Source organism: Pedobacter cryoconitis, assembly GCF_001590605.1.
GTDB lineage: Bacteria > Bacteroidota > Bacteroidia > Sphingobacteriales > Sphingobacteriaceae > Pedobacter > Pedobacter cryoconitis_A.
In genome coordinates this window covers 85,230-103,285 of record NZ_CP014504.1, presented here as the reverse complement: position 1 = coordinate 103,285, position 18,056 = coordinate 85,230, and the positions used below count along the sequence as shown (strand labels likewise).

At 38.8% G+C, this 18,056-nt stretch carries 17 protein-coding genes; 11 read left to right on the top strand and 6 right to left on the bottom strand.

Annotated features, from left to right (window positions below):
• Positions 1-98 precede the first annotated feature (98 nt).
• The 4 genes from AY601_RS00445 (at position 99) to AY601_RS00430 (ending at position 5,440) form a co-directional block, all read left to right on the top strand.
• A complete protein-coding gene (locus AY601_RS00445) occupies positions 99-1,433 on the top strand; it encodes a dihydroorotase (protein WP_068395122.1) in 1,335 nt (444 codons plus the stop codon).
• Positions 1,434-2,534 (top strand): DUF3810 domain-containing protein, encoded by a 1,101-nt coding sequence (locus AY601_RS00440; RefSeq protein ID WP_068395120.1) that lies wholly within the window; start codon positions 1,434-1,436, stop codon positions 2,532-2,534.
• A gap of 30 nt (positions 2,535-2,564) precedes the next feature.
• Positions 2,565-4,421, top strand: a complete 1,857-nt coding sequence (gene hscA, locus AY601_RS00435) for a Fe-S protein assembly chaperone HscA (RefSeq protein WP_068395118.1) — start codon at positions 2,565-2,567, stop codon at positions 4,419-4,421.
• Between the two features lie 62 nt (positions 4,422-4,483).
• Positions 4,484-5,440 carry a zinc dependent phospholipase C family protein gene (locus AY601_RS00430; protein ID WP_068395116.1) on the top strand — a complete coding sequence of 319 codons (957 nt, stop codon included), beginning with the start codon at positions 4,484-4,486 and terminating at the stop codon, positions 5,438-5,440.
• Here AY601_RS00430 and AY601_RS00425 read toward each other — a convergent pair.
• From AY601_RS00425 to gldF, 4 genes are all read right to left on the bottom strand, one after another.
• Complete coding sequence (locus AY601_RS00425) at positions 5,437-6,096, bottom strand: VTT domain-containing protein (protein ID WP_068395114.1); 660 nt, start codon at positions 6,094-6,096, stop codon at positions 5,437-5,439. The genes AY601_RS00430 and AY601_RS00425 overlap by 4 nt on opposite strands.
• 77 nt (positions 6,097-6,173) lie before the next feature.
• A complete protein-coding gene (gene dnaN, locus AY601_RS00420; RefSeq protein ID WP_068395112.1) occupies positions 6,174-7,298 on the bottom strand; it encodes a DNA polymerase III subunit beta in 1,125 nt (374 codons plus the stop codon).
• 34 nt (positions 7,299-7,332) lie between these two features.
• Positions 7,333-9,006, bottom strand: a complete 1,674-nt coding sequence (gene gldG / locus AY601_RS00415) for a gliding motility-associated ABC transporter substrate-binding protein GldG (RefSeq protein WP_068395110.1) — start codon at positions 9,004-9,006, stop codon at positions 7,333-7,335.
• Positions 9,000-9,728, bottom strand: a complete 729-nt coding sequence (gene gldF / locus AY601_RS00410) for a gliding motility-associated ABC transporter permease subunit GldF (protein WP_068395108.1) — start codon at positions 9,726-9,728, stop codon at positions 9,000-9,002. The genes gldG and gldF overlap by 7 nt, the downstream gene beginning before the upstream one ends.
• 113 nt (positions 9,729-9,841) lie before the next feature.
• Here gldF and AY601_RS00405 point away from each other — a divergent pair, with 113 nt between their 5' ends.
• The gene (locus AY601_RS00405) at positions 9,842-10,450 is read left to right on the top strand and encodes a YdeI/OmpD-associated family protein (RefSeq protein WP_068395106.1); all 609 of its coding nucleotides are present in this window, start codon (positions 9,842-9,844) and stop codon (positions 10,448-10,450) included.
• Positions 10,451-10,518: 68 nt separating this feature from the next.
• Here the strand turns inward: AY601_RS00405 and AY601_RS00400 are convergent, their stop codons facing one another.
• Both AY601_RS00400 and AY601_RS00395 read right to left on the bottom strand, forming a co-directional pair.
• On the bottom strand, positions 10,519-11,073 hold the full coding sequence (locus AY601_RS00400; protein WP_068395104.1) for an outer membrane beta-barrel protein: 555 nt from the start codon (positions 11,071-11,073) through the stop codon (positions 10,519-10,521).
• Positions 11,074-11,162: 89 nt separating this feature from the next.
• Positions 11,163-11,870, bottom strand: coding sequence for an ATP-binding cassette domain-containing protein (locus AY601_RS00395; protein ID WP_068395102.1), 708 nt, complete (start codon positions 11,868-11,870; stop codon positions 11,163-11,165).
• Positions 11,871-11,978: 108 nt separating this feature from the next.
• Here AY601_RS00395 and AY601_RS00390 point away from each other — a divergent pair, with 108 nt between their 5' ends.
• The 6 genes from AY601_RS00390 (at position 11,979) to AY601_RS00365 (ending at position 18,048) form a co-directional block, all read left to right on the top strand.
• Complete coding sequence (locus AY601_RS00390; protein ID WP_068395100.1) at positions 11,979-13,466, top strand: glycine--tRNA ligase; 1,488 nt, start codon at positions 11,979-11,981, stop codon at positions 13,464-13,466.
• A 130-nt stretch (positions 13,467-13,596) separates the two neighbouring features.
• Complete coding sequence (locus AY601_RS00385) at positions 13,597-14,286, top strand: CAP domain-containing protein (protein ID WP_068395098.1); 690 nt, start codon at positions 13,597-13,599, stop codon at positions 14,284-14,286.
• 68 nt (positions 14,287-14,354) lie between these two features.
• Positions 14,355-14,834: a GtrA family protein gene (locus AY601_RS00380; protein WP_068395096.1), complete on the top strand. Its 480-nt coding sequence runs from the start codon at positions 14,355-14,357 to the stop codon at positions 14,832-14,834.
• An 85-nt stretch (positions 14,835-14,919) separates the two neighbouring features.
• Entirely contained in the window at positions 14,920-16,704 is a 1,785-nt protein-coding gene (locus tag AY601_RS00375; protein ID WP_068395094.1) for an aromatic amino acid hydroxylase, read from the top strand.
• Positions 16,705-16,706: 2 nt separating this feature from the next.
• Positions 16,707-17,408, top strand: coding sequence for an SDR family oxidoreductase (locus AY601_RS00370; protein ID WP_068395092.1), 702 nt, complete (start codon positions 16,707-16,709; stop codon positions 17,406-17,408).
• 136 nt (positions 17,409-17,544) lie between these two features.
• Positions 17,545-18,048, top strand: coding sequence for a C40 family peptidase (locus AY601_RS00365; protein WP_068395091.1), 504 nt, complete (start codon positions 17,545-17,547; stop codon positions 18,046-18,048).
• The last annotated feature ends 8 nt before the right edge of the window (positions 18,049-18,056 follow it).

The following is an 18,056-nucleotide window of genomic DNA, read 5'->3' as shown; positions in this document are numbered from 1 at the left end:
ACTAGTATAAAAATAATCGTATATTTAACACTGCCTTTCACTTTGGCAATCGTAACCTTAGCTAAAAATATTGCTTCAAAATCCTTAGATTTGGCAGCATGAGCACCATCCTTATAAAAGCCGCAACCTTAGTTAACGAAGGAAAAATTTATGTTGCGGACGTATTTATCAAAGACGGATTAATTGAAGAAATCAGTCCGGTAATAAACAGATCCGCAGATCAGGAAATCAATGCAGAAGGATTACACCTTTTACCCGGCATGATTGACGACCAGGTCCATTTCAGAGAACCCGGTTTAACCCACAAAGCAGATATCTTTACTGAGAGTATGGCAGCAGTTGCCGGAGGGATTACCACTTTTATGGAAATGCCGAACACAGTTCCGAATACGCTTACGCAAGAGCTGTTAGCAGACAAATATCAGATTGCTTCAGAAATGTCACTGGCCAACTATTCCTTTTTCATGGGTGCTTCTAATGATAACATTGAAGAAGTATTGAAAACTGATCCGGCACAAGTATGTGGAATTAAAGTATTTATGGGTTCATCAACAGGAAATATGCTGGTTGACAATGAACAAGTGCTGGACAATATTTTTAGAGAAGCCCCAATGCTGGTTGCGACTCACTGCGAAGATGAGCTGACCATCAGAACTAATATGGCTGCCTTCAAAGAAAAATACGGAGAAAACATTACGATAGATATGCATCCGCTGATCCGCAACGATGAAGCTTGTTACATTTCTTCGTCAATGGCTGTTTCACTGGCTAAAAAACACAATACCAGATTACATATCCTGCACATTTCTACGGCAAAAGAAATCGCTTTATTCGATGCTGTAACCCCATTAAAGGATAAGAGGATTACGGCCGAAGCCTGCGTTCACCACCTTTGGTTCAGCGATCAGGATTACGCAACTAAAGGAAATCTGATTAAATGGAATCCAGCTGTCAAAACTGCAGCAGACCGCGATGCTATATTGAAAGGTGTATTAGATGGCCATATTGATGTGATTGCTACCGACCATGCCCCCCATACTATTGAAGAAAAAGCACAAGCTTATCTTAAAGCTCCTGCTGGAGGCCCATTGGTACAACACGCACTTTCTGCACTGCTGGAAATGTATCACCAGGGAAAAATTTCACTGGAGAAAATAGTGGAGAAAACTGCACATAACGTAGCTACCTGCTTTCAGATTGACAAAAGAGGGTTTATCAGAGAAGGTTACTGGGCAGATCTAGTCCTTGTTGCACTCCATGATCCTGTTAAAGTAACTAAAGCTAATATTTTATATAAATGCGGCTGGTCACCTTTTGAAGGGCAAACTTTCAAAGCCGACATTACCCATACCTTTATCTCTGGAAATCTGGCTTATCAAAAAGGAAAGTTTATGACCAATGAAACTGGAAAACGATTAACTTTCAACAGATAAATGAATTCCGCGATCAAGTCAAAAATACGCCGCCTGGTTATACTAAGTTGCATTGCTTTACTGATTTTCCTTTTAGGATTGAACAGTCAGCTCACAGAAACTATTTATTCCAGTGGCCTGTATAGATTGACTTCGGTCGTTCAACGCTTCATCAGCTCACCGTTCCCTTTTGCGGTGGGCGATTTTCTCTACCTGCTTTTAATTCTTTATTGCTTCTGGTCTGTATTTAAGGCGATCAGAAAAATAAGATACAGGATACCGGGACAGCAATTGCGGTTTTTCTTCCCATTACAGCTGGCTAACTTCATATTAATCTTATATATAATCTTTAAACTGCTTTGGGGACTGAATTATTCCAGACCTTCTATTTCTAGTCAATTAGGACTCAGTAATCAAAAATATACCACAAAAGACCTTGTGTTATTAGGCGATTTCCTGATTAACCGGGTAAATAGCACTAAACAAAAAATAAAACAGACTGGTGCCCAGAAAGAATTCAATATTAAAGAACTGGAAAGCGGTGCTAAATCTGCTTACGATAAATTAGCAAAAACCAATTCCCTCTTCACTTACAGCGTGCCAGCTGTTAAAGCCGTAATCTTGAAGAAGACCATTACCAAATCGGGTATAGAGGGCTATTATGCGCCTCCATCTGGCGAAGCCAATGTTAATATGCTGATTCCTGCCATAGATTTACCCTTTATCACCTGTCATGAAATTTCTCATGAATTAGGTGTAGCGCGTGAAGATGAAGCTAACCTTGTAGGTTATCTCGTCAGCATTAACAGCTCCGACCTTAATTTCCAGTATTCTGGTTACTATAATATCCTTCGGAATGTTCTTTTCGAGCTCAGGATTAAATCACCCGAAAATTATGAAATCCTCTTTAAAAAAATAAACGAAGCTACGCTGGCAGATTTTAAGAACGAGCAGGAATTCTGGAAAAAATATAACTCTGAAATGTCAGGATACTTCGGTGTTGCCTTCGATAAATTCCTTAAAATCAATAACCAGAAAAAAGGTACAGATAGTTACCAGGACATCGTTTTATGGGTATTTAACCTGCATAAAAAGGAATTGCATAAAACATTACAACCCTAATACATTTAAAATCTTAAATTTGCCCTGATTATGGCAAAGATATCCATCAACCTGGCAACAGGTTCTTTACAAAAAGAAGAAATCATTGTAGGAATTGATTTAGGGACGACCAACAGTTTAGTTGCTTTTATTGATCCTGATAAAAACCCTAAAGTTATAAATGACACAGGAAAAGGACTCTTGGTTCCTTCTATTGTACATTTTAATGCAGCAGGAGATACCTTGGTGGGTAATGAAGCTAAAGAATTTCTGATTACTGATCCGGCCAACACCATATTTTCCGTTAAACGCTTATTAGGCAGGTCTTATAAAGACATTGCTGGTCATCAGGATACCTTCTCTTACAAACTAATAGACGAAGGCAACGATTCGCTGATTAAAATACAAGCTGGAAATAAATTCTACACCCCTATTGAACTGTCAGCAGAGATTTTGAAAGAACTCAAAGCCAGAGCAGAACATGCTTTAAAAACACCCGTAAACCGTGCTGTAATTACCGTTCCTGCCTATTTCAATGACAGCCAGCGACAAGCAACCAGAGATGCAGGCCGTTTAGCAGGACTGGATGTTTTAAGAATTGTCAATGAGCCCACCGCAGCTAGTTTAGCCTATGGAATAGGGCTCGATCCGACTGAACAGAAAACGATTGCTGTTTACGATTTAGGTGGCGGAACATTTGATGTTTCTATCCTTGCGATTCAGAACGGCATATTTGAAGTATTATCGACCAATGGAAATACTTTCCTTGGCGGAGATGATTTTGACCGCGCTATTGTCCATTACTGGATTGAGAAAAATAACCTCGATAAAGCAGCACTGACTGCAGATCCGGGATTAATGCAGACGATTCGTTTAAAAGCCGAAGAAGCAAAAAAAGCACTTAGCACTCAAAATCTGTTTAATGAAAAACAAGGAGACATCTGGTATACGCTGGACAGACATACTTTCGAACAACTGATCGAAGCAAAAGTTACAGAAACTTTAAACTCTTGTCAACAAGCACTGAAAGATGCTAAATTAACCATCAGCGCTATTGATGAAGTAGTTATGGTTGGCGGATCTACCCGCACACCTTATGTAAAAGCGCAGGTTGCCGCATTCTTTGGCCGTCAACCGCACGATCAGATCAATCCTGATGAAGTAGTAGCCTTAGGTGCTGCGATACAAGCAGACATTCTTGCGGGTAACCGTTCAGACATTCTGCTACTTGATGTTACACCACTTTCTCTGGGTATTGAAACGATGGGTGGTTTAATGGATGTGATCATTGCCAGAAATGCAAAAGTTCCAACCAAAGCAGGCCGTCAGTATACCACATCAATAGATGGCCAGGTCAACATGAAAATTTCTGTTTATCAGGGAGAACGTGATCTGGTTAAAGAAAACAGGAAATTAGCTGAATTTGATTTAAAGGGGATTCCGTCTATGCCTGCAGGAATGCCCAAAGTAGATATTAATTTCATCCTGAATGCCGATGGGATCTTAACCGTTCAGGCAGTTGAATTACGTTCAGGCGTGAAACAGGAAATAGATATTACGCCAAGTTATGGCCTTACGGATGATACTGTAGAGAAAATGCTGATCGACAGTATCACGCATGCAGAAAGTGATGTTGCACAAAGAATGCTGATCGAAGCCCGTGGCGAAGGAGAACAACTTGTTTATACTGCAGAGCGGTTTATTGATAAGAACGGCTTTGTTTTAACTCCTGAAGAACTGGAAAACACGAAATTATATATTACTGCTTTGAGAGCAGCCCTGACCGAAGGGAATAAAGATACTATCCTTAAAAAAGCAGATGAACTGAATGAATTTACCCGCCCTTTCGCAGAACGATTGATGGACATCGCAGTTTCTAAAGCGATGAAAGGAAAATCAATCGATTAAGTAAAACTGGCTGAAAAAGATTCATTACCACAATACTTCAGAATAGCATTAAATTTACGAAAATGAAAAGACCTTTCATTTTCGTATTTTTTTTGTCACTTACCCTGCTCACCTGTTCCTGGGGATTTTTCGCACATATGCGTATTAACCGGTTGGCTGTATTTACGCTGCCTGCGGGAATGAACAGGTTTTACAAATCTAATATACAATACCTTTCAACTCATGCAGTAGACGCAGATAAAAGGCGTTATGCTGATACTGCTGAAGCCCCCCGGCATTACCTTGATATAGAGGTTTATGAAGCACAGACCGATAGTATTCCCCGAAAATGGAATGATGCTGTTAAAAAATATGGATTGCAGAAACTGGCTAAAAACGGCACACTGCCCTGGCAGATCCAGCGTACCTATTATCAATTAGTCAAAGCTTTTAAAGACAGAGATTCTATAAAAATACTGTTCCATTCTGCTTATTTAGGGCATTATATCTCAGATGCACATGTGCCGCTGCATACTACTGAAAACCACAACGGCCAGTTGACTAACCAACACGGCATCCACGCTTTCTGGGAAAGCCGTTTACCCGAATTATTCTCCGAAAGATATAGTTTTTTAGTAGGCAGCGCGCTGTATATTGATGACCCTTTAAAGGAAACCTGGAAAATTATCACCCATACCCATCAGCTCGTTGATAGCGTTTTATGGATTGAGGAGCGTTTAAACCAGACTTTCCCCGCTTACCGTAAATACAGTTATTCCAAAAGAAATAAACAGGTGATGAAACAATATGCTCTTGAATATGCGCAGGCTTACCATACCCAAATGAATCATATGGTTGCCAGACAAATGCGGGCATCCATTCTGGCTACGGGATCTTTTTGGTATTCTGCCTGGATAGACGCCGGACAGCCAAAACTCGAAAAGATGATTAAAATACCACCAGATCCGGCAGCAGAGAAAGAAATAAAGGAGCTGAATATAAAATTCAGCTCCGGAAAAATTATGGGCAGAGAGAATTAGTTCTCTATAATATCTTTTGTTTTGAATCTTGATTTTACTGCTGCAAAGATTACAGGTGCAAACGTAACAACAGCGATGAAAAGGATTACGATAGAGAAGTTATCTCTGACAATCGGAATCTGTCCCAGTAAAAAGCCTGCGAAAAGTAAACTGGCAATCCAGCCTATTCCACCAATAATGTTATAATAAGTAAATCTGCCGAATGGCATTTTCGCTACACCAGCAACAAAAGGGGCTATAGTTCTGAAAATTGGCAGGAAACGGCTGAAAATAATCGCTTTACCACCATGTTTTTCAAAGAACATATGTGATTTATTATAATATTCCAGCTTTAAGATTTTATTTCCTTCCTTGAAGACTTTAATCCCAAAGAAACTGCCCAGACGGTAGTTTAAACTATTACCCAATATAGCTGCAATAACCAGGATAAGAAACATAATCCAGATATCCAGACCAGTGTTACCTTTAGCAATCAAAGCCCCTACTGCAAACAGCATAGAATCACCAGGTAAAAATGGTGTCACCACAAATCCGGTTTCGGCAAAAATAATTAGAAATAAAATTAGATAGGTCCAGGTCTGGTAATTGCTTACCAGCTTAACCAATTCTACATCTGTGTGCAGAATAAACTGTATCAGCTGATTGATGATGTCCATAGTGTATCATAGCAAACGTCATTATAGCGTATTTATTTTCGCATATAATGACGTTCAGATAAGTTATTTATATAAAATTAATTATAGTTGTTCAGCATAACCGGCATAACCAGCATCAGGACATCTTCGTTTTCGTCGTTGGTTTGAGGGATCAATAAGCCAGCACGGTTAGGCGTAGAAAGTTCTAATGTCACTTCTTCACCAGAAAGATTGCTTAACATTTCGATCAGGAAACGTGCATTAAAGCCAATTTCAAGATCTTCACCTTCATATTGACAGCTTAAACGCTCATGAGCCTCATTTGCAAAATCAAGATCTTCAGAAGAGATATTTAATTCACTTCCGTTGATTTTTAACCTTACCTGGTGCGTTGTTTTATTTGCAAAAATAACTACGCGGCGTAAAGTATTCAGGAATAAAGCCCTGTCAATTATTAATTTATTAGGGTTGTTGGCAGGAATTACGGCTTCATAATCAGGGTAACGCTCATCAATTAAACGGCATACCAGGTTGATATTCTCAAATTTGAAGAATGCGCTGGTTGCGTTATAATCAACTGAAACATTAATATCTGTTGAAGGTAAAGCTGCTTTTAATAAAGTCAGTGCTTTTTTAGGCAGGATGAAAGAAGCTGTTTTATCTGCTTTGCTGTCCATACGTCTGTATCTTACCAATTTGTGTGCATCGGTAGCTACAAAAGTGATAAACTGATCAGATAACTGGCAAAAAACACCTGTCATTGCCGGACGCAGTTCGTCATTACTCACTGCAAAAATAGTTTTGGTAATTGCTTCCGTTAAAACTGAAGCTGGTAAGTTTACAGAAGAAGCATTTTCCACTACTGGAATTTTAGGGAAATCATCTCCATTTTCTCCGCTCAGTTTGTACTTTCCGTCACCTGCACTAATTTCAATAGAAAATGTAGCATCATCAATATTGAAAGAGATTGGCTGATCAGGAAGCGTTTTCAAAGTATCTAATAAGATCCTTGAAGGTACAGCAACTTTTCCGCCCTCTTTTGATTCAACAGGTAAAGAAGTAGTCATACTGGTCTGCAAATCTGTAGCGGAAATCGTTAAACTTCCGTCTTTAATCTCGAAAAGGAAATTTTCCAGTATCGGCAAAACTGTACTGCTGCTTGAAGCACCATTAACCGTTTGTAAATGTTTTAATAGCGTTGATGTGGATACAATAAATCTCATAATATGATTATGTCAGTTCTCAAAAATATAAAAATTACCTTGCATACTTATACTTGCGGTAATAATGTTGAAAAATTGCGAACGATATTAACAGTAATAAGGGCAATATAAGGTTAATAAACTGCCATTTAGTTTTTGATTGTCTGAGCAACTGCTTATCCAGTAGCCTGACCTTTACCTCTTTATTCCTTAATTCAATCAAATTATCGTCACTCGCCAAATAATCTGCAACATTTAGCAGAAAAGCTTTGTTTCCAAAATTCCGCTGTGTATACCTGTCAAAACCAAGCGGAAAAACTGAACCATCTCTGCCACTTACCTGGTTCAGGAAAATATCGCCATCACCAATCACAATCATTTTAGTCTTTTTACTTTGCGTGGCAACACCATAATTTTCCGTGATCCCTGCTGGAACCGCCCGGTTTAAAAATACCGAAGGAAATACGCCTTCCAATAATACCGCTGCATTTTGAACAGGATTGGAATACAATTTCTGATCTGGTGCTTCAGCGACAATTCCTAATGACAAAAGTTTAGGCGTATTGTAAGTGATATGATAAGGAGAAGTACGAAGGATTGCTGTTTTGCGGATTCCCTTTACTCCAATGGTATCTACCGTACTCAGGAATTCTGTTTTTACTCCATCAATATTTCTAACGATATTGTTTGAGGTATCTGGAATCAATACCGGATAATAAATCCACGGAGCCATTTGAATATCCCGCCCCGATCCACCATTCGTAGCAATGGGGATCTCTGCACAATTTAAATCAGCAACCAGGTTATAATTAATCCTCGCTCCATACATAAACAACATATCATCCAGATTCAGCTTATTGTTAAAAGCCAGCTGTTCTCCTTTGCCTTGTAAACTATCCAGACTGGCGCTCACCTGGTCTATACTCCAGACTACACTACCACCACTCATCACGAAATAATTGATCTTATATTTTACGGCTTCCGAAAGTTCGTGCTGAGGCTTGGTTACGAAAAGAATTTTAAGTTTATCCAGTCCCTGTTTACTAATCTGATTCAAATCTACCCGCCCTACTTCATAACTATCGGATAACGCTTTCATCGCATCACTCAAATACAGATCTGATGGTTCGCCATTTCCTTCCGTAAATCCTATCCGGGGATTCTCTCCTGTACTTACCTTTTTGATTGCCGAGGTAAATACATATTCGAGGTTTTGAATGGAATTATTGATATTATCTTCATAATTACCTCCAGCATCAAGATTTTGAAGTAACCGCACGGGGATTTGTCTTCCTCCAGCCTGCACAATAGCCATTGGAAATACCATTTTCTGCGTAAAACCAGCATCTTTTTTGATATTCAGGTTTGTTGGTTCAATACCAATATTGTAAAGCTGATGCAAAACAGTGTCTTGTTCTTCTACTGGTAATCCACCGATTGGATCGGTAAATACAACTTTGATTTTTACTGAAGAATTCGATTTATAGTCATTCAGTAAATCTGCAGTAGCGCGTTGTAAACGTTTAAAAGCGGCAGGTAATTCCCCGTCTAAAAATACAGTGATGGTAATTTGTTGCTGCGCCTTATTTAAAACTGCCTTGGATTTCGGATTTAATGTGAATCTTTTTTCCTTGGTAAAGTCAAAACGCGTGTAAAAGTAATTTGCCACGATGTTTAATACCACGATTAAAACGACGAAAAGTATTATTTTAATTTTCTTATTTACCATTTTCTACCTCCGATCACAATCCGGGTTAGACCCAGAAAGACTAGAATAAAAGTGATAAAATAGACGACATCACGCGTATCAAGCACTCCTCTGCTCATCGATTGAAAATGTGTATTTATACTCAGCCAGCCAAATATATCTTCCAATACTGTGGAAGTGAAAATCTTTCCGAGTGAATCAAAACCACTATAAGCGATAAATGAGAATAAAACAGCTACTGAAAAAGCAATCACCTGATTTTTGGTTACCGACGAAGAGAAAATACCAATAGCTGCAAAAGCTGCACCCAATAGTAACAGGCCAATATAGGAACCCGCAACCGCTCCACCGTCAATATTACCTTTAGGCAGACCAAGCTGTACTATAGAATAATAATATAATAAAGTTGGAATCAGCGCAAATAAAACCAGCGTGAAACAGGCCAGATATTTAGCGAGGATAATTTGCCAATCGGTGATTGGTCTGCTGGCCAGTAAGACATAAGTACCCTCTCTGCGCTCTTCTGCGAAGGAACGCATGGTGATTGCAGGAATCAGAAACATAAATAGAAATGGGGTCAGGCTAAAAAAGCCATTCAGTTCAGCGTAGCCATATTCAAGAATAGAAGTGTCCGGAAAAAACCATAAAAGCAGGCCGGAAACTAATAGGAATACACCGATGGTGATGTAAGCCATTAATGAATTTAATAAACTGAATAATTCGCGTTTAAATACTGCGTACATGAAAAATGATAATGATGCCGAAGTTAGTAAATATCGGGGGAATGGAAAACAGATTACATTTTTGCCTAATTTAGTATCAGTTGAACATTGTTTTTTATTAAAAAATACAGACCATGGGAAAACTAGATAACCGTATTGATCTATATATTGATAACGCTGCCGTTTATGCACAGCCAATATTACATCATCTCAGGATGCTTGTACATGAGGCTTGTCCCGAAATTATAGAAAAGATAAAGTGGGGCTGTCCGCATTTCGATTATAAAGGCCCGGTATGCCATATGGCTGCTTTCAAAAACCACTGCGCTTTCGGTTTTTGGAAAGGGGCTTTGCTCCCGGATTTGCATCATCTTGTTGGAGAAGATAAACAACATGCAATGGGTCACCTTGGGAAAATTGAAACTGTTGAAGATCTGCCTGGTGATGACGTTTTGATCACTTATATCCAAAATGCTGTGATTCTGAATAAAGAAGGAATTAAGTTACCAAAGAAAGATACTGCTCCTAAAATAGAATTGCAGGTTCCTGATGACTTTATTGAAAGACTGGTACAGGTTCCTGCCGCCGGGGTTAATTTTGAAAAGTTCACTGCTTCAAAAAGGAAAGAGTACCTGGAATGGTTTAACGAAGCCAAAACTGAAGCGACAAGATATAAAAGGATGGATAATGCAATAGAATGGATCGCGGAGGGCAAATCCAGAAACTGGAAATATGAGCGGTAAATAGAAAAGCGCCTTAAAATAAAATTTAAGACGCTTTTCTTATATAAACCTGTTTCAGTAATTTCTAATTATATTCCGAAGTTAAATGCAAGTCTCAAACCAACGAAACTTTTAACCGGTACAATTAGTGAATTGTCTTTTCTATCACCTGACCATCCTTCATAACGTGCACCTAATTCGATAGTTGATTTATCAGCAACCGGGAATTCAACACCAAGTCCTGGAGAGTATACAAATGAAGTTCTTGAACCATCGCTAGTTCCAATTGCAGCCCCCAATTCACCACCTACATAAAAATTATCTGCTAAGAAGTATCTTAGACCTGCTTTCAATGGAATAGCACTGTATTTAGGATATTTAAGATTCCCGATAAGCTCTTTACCAGTAAAATTTAAGTATCCTGCACTACCTGTAAAATTCAGACTCTGAGCAATTGGAGTTTGGAATTGCAATGAACCACCAAATCCTAATTTATACAAATCGTTTGTACCACCTGTAGGCAAAGCAAAATCAACACCTATACCTAATTTCTGACCTGACATTGCAGGATCTTTTTTCTGAGCTGAAACGTTTGAGACTGCAAAAATTCCTGCTATAGCTGTTAGTAAAAATAACCTTTTCATGATTTCTAATTTAAGTTAGCGGATATAATCCTCACTGGATTAAACAAAAAGTCTGCCAAACCTAAATTAGATTATTAAAATATTAATTATCAATTAGTTAACATCCTGAACAATTCTTCTAAAGAGTCAGTTTTATGTTGTTTTTTCAGCTCAATTAATGAGGAATCTGCTACAATTTTTCCTTTATTGATAATTACTACCTGCTCACAAAGCGCTTCAACCTCCTGCATAATATGCGTGGAAAGCACTACAGTCTTATTCCTGCCCAGATTTCTGATCAGTTCACGGATATCAGTCAATTGATTAGGGTCCAACCCTGTAGTAGGCTCATCGAGAATTAATAGCTGAGGATCATGAATAATAGCCTGCGCCAACCCGACACGTTGCTTATAGCCTTTACTTAGCATGGCTATCTTTTTGTGCTGTTCCTCTCCAAGACCTACCCTTTCAATTACTTCCCTTACTTTAGCCCCCGTTTGAGAAAGCTGATAAGTATCCGCTACAAAAGTCAGAAACTCGCGCACATACATATCGGTATATAAAGGTGTATTTTCTGGCAAATAGCCCAGAATACGGCGCATTTCCAGACTCTGGAGCTGCGAATCAAAACCACCCAGACTCGATCTTCCGGAAGTTGGCTTTAAATAGCCCGTCAGCATCCGCATCGTTGTAGACTTACCAGCACCATTTGGCCCTAGAAAACCAAGTATTTTACCCGGCGAAGCCTGGAAACTTATACTGTCTACTGCTTTTTGCTGACCATATATTTTGGACAGTCCTTCTACCTTTATACTCAATGGGCTAATTTTAATTGTGATTGATAGCTGATAACTATCAATTCAAAAGTAATAATTCGTATTTAATATAAGGTAAAATTACCCTCCAAATTCTATATTTGCAGTATTATGGCCAAAACGAATAACGACGAACAATTTAAAAATGTGATCTCCCACGCCAAGGAATATGGTTTCGTATTTCAAAGCAGCGAAATTTATGATGGCTTAAGTGCCGTTTATGATTATGGTCAGTTAGGGGCTGAACTAAAAAACAATATCAAAACATATTGGTGGAAATCAATGGTTCAGATGCATGAAAACATTGTGGGAATTGATTCTGCAATTTTTATGCACCCAAAAGTATGGAAAGCCAGTGGTCACGTAGATGGGTTCAGTGATCCAATGATCGATAATAAAGATTCGAATAAACGTTACCGCGCAGACCAGTTATTAGAAGATAAAATTACCCGTTATGAAAAAGACGGTAAAACAGATAAAGCAGCAAAATTACAAGCTGATATGGATGAAGCCCTTAAAGCTGAAAACCTGCCACAGCTTAAAGTGCTGATTGAAGAACATGAAATTGCCTGTCCTGTAAGCGGAACAAAAAACTGGACTGATGTACGTCAGTTTAACCTGATGTTCAGTACACAGTTTGGTGCAATGGCCGAAGGTGCTGAAGAAGTTTACTTACGTCCTGAAACTGCACAAGGTATTTTTGTAAACTTCCTGAATGTTCAGAAATCAGGAAGAATGAAAATCCCTTTTGGTATTGCTCAAATCGGTAAGGCCTTCAGAAATGAAGTAATAGCACGTCAGTTCATCATGCGTATGCGTGAATTTGAACAAATGGAAATGCAATTCTTTGTACGTCCGGGTGAAGAAATGAAATGGTTTGAATACTGGAAAGAAGCACGTCTTAAATGGCATACTGCTTTAGGTACAGATCCTGTGAAATATAAATACCATGACCATGCTAAACTTGCCCATTATGCAAATGCAGCAACAGATATTGAATTTGAATTCCCATTTGGTTTCAAAGAAGTTGAAGGTATCCACAGCCGTACAGATTTTGATTTAACGCAGCACCAGGAGTTTTCTGGTAAGAAAATGCAATATTTCGATAATGACCTGAATGCAGAGGGTAAGCCATATGGTAATTACATCCCATACGTAATTGAAACTTCAATCGGTTTAGACCGTATGTTCTTATTGACCATGATCGGTGCTTTTGAAGAACAGGATCTGAGCGAAGGTGAAAAAACTGACAGCCGTATTGTTCTTCACTTACATCCTTGTCTTGCTCCAATCAAGGCAGCAATCTTGCCATTAACTAAAAAAGATGGTTTGCCGGAGAAAGCAAAAACGATCATGGATAACTTAAAACTGGATTATAATGTAGTTTACGAAGAGAAAGATTCAATCGGAAAACGTTACCGCAGACAAGATGCCATCGGTACACCTTTCTGTATCACTATTGACCACCAGACATTGGAAGACGATACAGTAACTATTCGTCATCGTGACAGTATGGAGCAGCAAAGAATTGACATCAAAGATCTTGAACAGTTGATTGCAAATAAAGTAAGCTGGAAAAATCTGTTGAGACAATCTTAACAAGATTACAGTACTAAATATAAGGGCCTGCTCAATAAAAGCAGGCCTTTTTATTTTCCATTTCTCTAAAGTGGTTTCATTATTGTTAGTCAGAGATAATTAAATTCATCTTCCTGACGTTTACCATAACATGAAATTCATTCCTATAGCATTCTTTCTATTTTTTCTCAGCACCTATGCTATAAAAGCGCAGTCCTCTGCTAAGAACTGGACTCCAGAAGAACTTGAAAATGCAAATACCGCCAAAAACACGAGTTACCTCAATGATGAAGAAAAGAAAATCATCTTTTATATGAACCTGGCACGTACTGACGGAGAAAAGTTTTTCAATACTTATTTCCAGGACTTTGTGCAAGCCTATAATGTTGACATGCAGCAATACCGGAACTATGATGAGCTGAAAGTCAATCGTAAAGACAAATACTACAGAGGTTTGGAAAAGGACCTGAAAACGGTAAAGGGTCTACCCCTGTTCAGTCCGGATGAAACACTGACCTGGATTTCACAGCAACATGCCAAAGACATGAAAAAGCATAACCTGGCTGGTCATAATTCAAGCGACGGAAGATCGGTATCAGACCGGATCTGGAAATATTATCCAGGAAGGGCGGTTTCAGAAAACCTTGCTTTTGGCTTCTCTAAAGGGCTGGCTAATGTCTGCATGTTATTATTGGACAAAAATGTTCCGGATCTTGGACACCGGAAAACAATTTTAGGGACAACTTACAATTTAAGTCTCGTTGGCGTCAATATCAGTTCACATCCAGGGTATAAATACTGCGCAGTCATTGATTTTATTTCCGAGCCTGTAACCCGTTAAATGCGCTGTTATTTTTGATATCGGATATCAATTCATAAATTGCCCCTATTATACATTTCTAAATCCACATGCGTAAAGCCGTACTCAAATTTATAGACTTTTTTTATCCTCCTTTTTCACGTTGGGTATCTCCTCACACCTTCAGATACATCATTTCTGGTGGAACGACCGCCGCAACAGGGATTATCGTTTACTATATAGTCTATAATTTTATTCTTCACCAGCAACATGTAGATCTGCCTTTTCCTCCAGGTATGATTACTGCTCCTGTTGCTGCCCTGATTATTGAGTCTGTTATTACTTTCATTATTGGGTTTTCTCTGAATAAATACCTCGTATTCACACAGTCAAAGCTAAAGGGACGTGTTCAGTTATTTAGATACGGTACTGTCGTAGCAACGAATATCCTGCTCAATTTTGCCATGCTGAAATTACTGGTAGAAACCTTTCACCTTTATCCAACCGTTGCTAAGATTATCTGTACAGTCATTCTTGCTGTATTCAGTTATTTTAGTCAGAAGCACTTTTCTTTCAAGGTAAAACAATAAATCATTTAGAAGTAAAAGGGTAACGGTTTTCTTGATAAATCGTATAGGCAACCCTATCTTTAGACAAACACAAATATAAAAGGCAATGAGCGATTTTAATGACTTTAACAACCCCCGGGTAGCCCAGCTCCCGAAGCATCTTAGGCAATTTATCGTAGATCAGAACTATGCTAAATATACGCCTGTTGATCAGGCGGTATGGCGTTACGTAATGCGTCAGAATTACAGTTATTTAAAAGATGTTGCCTATTATCCATATATCAAAGGTTTACAGCGCGCGGGATTAAGCATTGAATATATCCCTGACTTGCAGACCATGAATGATAACCTGGGCAAATTAGGCTGGGGTGCAGTTACTGTAGATGGATTTATCCCACCTGCAGCATTTATGGAATATCAGGCTTACCATGTACTGGTTATTGCCGCAGACATCCGGCAAATTAACCATATTGAATATACACCAGCTCCGGATATTATCCATGAGTCGGCCGGCCATGCCCCTATTATAGCAGATGCTGATTACAATAGTTACCTGAGCTATATTGGTTCTATTGGTGCTAAGGCTATGTTTTCAGCAAAAGATTTTGAACTATACGAGGCTATCCGTGCTTTATCGATTTTGAAAGAAGCATTAGATGTTCCTGAATTTGAGATTACTAAAGCCGAAGAGCAGTTACAAGAGATTTCAGCTAATATGGGTGAGCCTTCAGAAATGGCTTTATTGAGCAGATTGCATTGGTGGACTGTAGAATACGGTTTAATCGGCAGTTTGACCGATCCCAAAATATACGGTGCGGGCCTGCTTTCTTCGATTGGGGAAAGTTCAAGCTGTATGACAGAAAACGTCAAAAAACTCCCTTACACTATAGATACGCTGAATTATTCGTACGATATTACTAAAACGCAGCCACAGCTTTTCGTTACAGAAACCTTTCAGAATCTGATTGATGTGCTGGAACAATTTGCCAATACTATGGCATTTAGAAAAGGTGGTACTGAAAGTATACGCAAGGCGATAGACTCTAAAAATCCAGCAACAGCAGTTTATAGTTCAGGTCTGCAGGTAACCGGTGTATTCAGTGACATGGGAGTAAATAACTCCGGAGAACTTACTTTTATAAAAACTACAGGGCCATCTGCGCTTTCAGTAGCGAATATCCAACTGGACGGTCATGGTAAACTTTACCATAAGGACGGCTTTTCATCACCGGTAGGTAAGCTGAAAGATAAGTCTTTGCCGCTTGAAAACTTTGGCAGCGATGAACTTTTTGCCTTTGGAATTATTGAAGGAAATACGACTGAGCTTATTTTTGAAAGTGGTATCCAGGTAAATGGGGTTGTCAAAGCTGTTTACAAACACGAGGATCAGGTAATTCTGATTGCTTTTGAAGATTGTACAGTTAAAGAACAAAATGGAAATATCCTCTTCCAACCAGAATGGGGCACTTATGATATGGCTATCGGAAACACAATTGTTTCTGTATTTAATGGCGCTGCCGATAAAGATGCTTATGAGGAAATCACTTATATCAGTGAGAAACAAACTGAAAAGGTTGTTTACGATGAGGTTACAAATCAATTACACACTATTTACAGGGCAGTAAGACTAATTAGGGAAGAAGGAGCTGGTGAAGAGCGCTTACCTGCTTTATTTGAGAACTTAAAGACGGCTTATCCTCAGGATTGGCTTTGTGCTTTGGAGATCCTGGAGATAGCGCATTATAATCAAACGGGTCACAACCTGGAACAAGAAATAAGGCTTTACCTGGAAACGAAAGCTGCTGCTGAACCACAACATCAAAAACTGATTCAGGATGGCTTACATGTAATAGAGAATCCTGTTACACAATTAATTACGGAAGAAGATTAAACATGAATATTGTACTCACAGGAGCAAGCAGCGGAATAGGTTTCGAAGCTGCTTTAGAATTTACGTTACAAACCGAAAATAAGGTAGTTTGTATTGCCAGATCTGCCGATAAACTGAGAAAATTATTAGAAATCGCCAAAGGAATTAATCCGGATTGTACCTTACTACCAGTTGAATTTGATATTGTAAACGATGATTATGCGGCTTTAGTCCCTTTTTTGAAAGAAAGATTAGGTACTGTAGATATTCTGATCAACAATGCGGGTGCATTGATTAATAAACCATTTTTAGAGCTTGCTGCAGAAGATTTAAACGAAATGTTTCAAAGCAATGTGACAGGTCATTTCAATATGATCCAGAATTTGCTTCCAATGATGCATAGTGGAAGCCATATTGTGAATATAGGAAGTATGGGTGGTTTCCAGGGAAGTGTTAAATTCCCCGGACTTGCTGCTTATTCGTCTAGTAAAGGTGCATTACATACGTTAACGGAGTGTTTGGCCTTTGAATTGGCTGATACCGGGATCAAAGTGAATTGCCTGGCTTTAGGATCGGCACAAACGGAAATGCTGGAACAAGCTTTTCCAGGTTATCAGTCTCCTGTTATGGCTTTTGAAATGGGTAAATATGTAGCTGATTTTGCCAAGACTGGTCATAAATTTTTCAATGGGAAAGTGCTTCCTGTAGCCGTTACCACTCCTTAGTTTTTTAAGGGATAAATAGAGGCCCCGTTATATTTCTGACATTAGGATCCTTTTAAAGGTAACGCACGTCAGAAATATAACGGGGTCTCTTTTTTTATTGCTTTGTGAATTATTTTGATAACTTAGCGGACGATATATGAAGAAAAGCCTTTTATTATTCTGCTTCGTAGTTCTTTTTGCCGCTTCCGGCAAGTCGCAGACAATTCCTGTAAAATATCAGGAATTACTCAAAAAAATGGTTGCAAATAAAACCTCTGATCAATTGATTGGTTTTGCAAAAACACTTATTGGAATTCCTTACAGATACGCATCAAGTAACCCGGCTATTGGATTTGATTGCTCAGGTTTTGTGAGTTATGTGTTTCATAACTTCGGGGTAAATGTTCCGCGTTCTTCTACTGAATTCAATCAGGCAGGAACTCCGGTTAAACTGGAAAATGCAAAGGTTGGTGATGTACTTATTTTCACTGGAACAAATCCAAGAAAACGTGTGGTAGGGCACGTTGGCATTATCGCAGACATTGAAGGAGATACGATTAAGTTCATCCACTCTACTTCTGGTAAAGCACACGGCGTAACCGTTACCACACTTAATCCTTATTACAAAAGCCGCCTGATGAGAGCAGTCAGTATTCTTTAACAGTCTAC

Coding starts and splice junctions, on each gene's coding strand:
- AY601_RS00445 (WP_068395122.1), top strand. CDS start 99: ATGAGCACCATCCTTATAAAAGCCGCAACCTTAGTTAACGAAGGAAAA.
- AY601_RS00440 (WP_068395120.1), top strand. CDS start 1,434: ATGAATTCCGCGATCAAGTCAAAAATACGCCGCCTGGTTATACTAAGT.
- hscA (WP_068395118.1), top strand. CDS start 2,565: ATGGCAAAGATATCCATCAACCTGGCAACAGGTTCTTTACAAAAAGAA.
- AY601_RS00430 (WP_068395116.1), top strand. CDS start 4,484: ATGAAAAGACCTTTCATTTTCGTATTTTTTTTGTCACTTACCCTGCTC.
- AY601_RS00425 (WP_068395114.1), bottom strand. CDS start 6,096: ATGGACATCATCAATCAGCTGATACAGTTTATTCTGCACACAGATGTA.
- dnaN (WP_068395112.1), bottom strand. CDS start 7,298: ATGAGATTTATTGTATCCACATCAACGCTATTAAAACATTTACAAACG.
- gldG (WP_068395110.1), bottom strand. CDS start 9,006: ATGGTAAATAAGAAAATTAAAATAATACTTTTCGTCGTTTTAATCGTG.
- gldF (WP_068395108.1), bottom strand. CDS start 9,728: ATGTACGCAGTATTTAAACGCGAATTATTCAGTTTATTAAATTCATTA.
- AY601_RS00405 (WP_068395106.1), top strand. CDS start 9,842: ATGGGAAAACTAGATAACCGTATTGATCTATATATTGATAACGCTGCC.
- AY601_RS00400 (WP_068395104.1), bottom strand. CDS start 11,073: ATGAAAAGGTTATTTTTACTAACAGCTATAGCAGGAATTTTTGCAGTC.
- AY601_RS00390 (WP_068395100.1), top strand. CDS start 11,979: ATGGCCAAAACGAATAACGACGAACAATTTAAAAATGTGATCTCCCAC.
- AY601_RS00385 (WP_068395098.1), top strand. CDS start 13,597: ATGAAATTCATTCCTATAGCATTCTTTCTATTTTTTCTCAGCACCTAT.
- AY601_RS00380 (WP_068395096.1), top strand. CDS start 14,355: ATGCGTAAAGCCGTACTCAAATTTATAGACTTTTTTTATCCTCCTTTT.
- AY601_RS00375 (WP_068395094.1), top strand. CDS start 14,920: ATGAGCGATTTTAATGACTTTAACAACCCCCGGGTAGCCCAGCTCCCG.
- AY601_RS00370 (WP_068395092.1), top strand. CDS start 16,707: ATGAATATTGTACTCACAGGAGCAAGCAGCGGAATAGGTTTCGAAGCT.
- AY601_RS00365 (WP_068395091.1), top strand. CDS start 17,545: ATGAAGAAAAGCCTTTTATTATTCTGCTTCGTAGTTCTTTTTGCCGCT.